The sequence below is a fragment of the Streptomyces bikiniensis genome (assembly GCF_000716625.1).
GTDB lineage: Bacteria > Actinomycetota > Actinomycetes > Streptomycetales > Streptomycetaceae > Streptomyces > Streptomyces bikiniensis.
This window is the reverse complement of record NZ_JNXJ01000115.1, coordinates 1-703: the sequence shown is the minus strand read 5'-3', so window position 1 is coordinate 703 and position 703 is coordinate 1. Positions and strand designations below refer to the sequence as shown.

Genomic DNA, 703 nt, shown 5'->3' with positions numbered 1-703 from the left:
CTACGTCATCTTCACCTCCGGCTCCACCGGCCGCCCCAAGGGCGCCATGGTGCACCGCGCCGGCATGGTCAACCACCTCCTCGCGAAGATCGACGACCTGGAGCTCACGGCCGGCGACGTGGTCGTCCACAACGCCCCCGTCACCTTCGACATCTCCGTCTGGCAGATGCTCTCCCCGCTCATCACCGGCGGCCGCCTGGTCGTCGTGGACCGCGACACCGCCGCCGACCCCCAGGAGCTCTTCGGCCGGATCGCGACCGACGGCGTCACCGTCCTGGAGCTCGTCCCCTCGCTGCTGCGCGCCGCCGTCGACGCGTGGGAGGCGGGCACCCCCCGGCCCTCCCTGGACGGGCTGCGCGCGCTGATGGTCACCGGCGAGACGCTCCCCGCCGACCTCGCGGTCGCCTGGGGCGCGCTCGAACCCGGCATCCCGCTGTTCAACGCCTACGGGCCGACCGAGTGCTCCGACGACGTCACCCACGCGGTCATCCGCGCGGGCGACGCCATCGGCGCCCGCGCGCCGATCGGGCACCCGGTCCGCAACACCCGTCTGTACGTCCTCGACGCCGCGCTCCAGCCGGTGCCGCCCGGCAGCGCCGGCGAGCTGTACGTCGCGGGCACGGGCGTCGGCCGGGGCTACCTGGACGACCCCGCCAAGACCGCCGTCACCTTCATGGCCGACCCGTACGCCACCACCCCCGGC

Annotated in this window: 1 protein-coding gene; it reads left to right on the top strand. The window is 74.4% G+C overall.

Features of this window, described 5'->3' with window-relative positions; all coding sequences use genetic code 11:
* The coding region (locus tag OO47_RS32975) for an AMP-binding protein (protein ID WP_030223538.1) at positions 1-703 on the top strand (703 nt) is incomplete at both ends.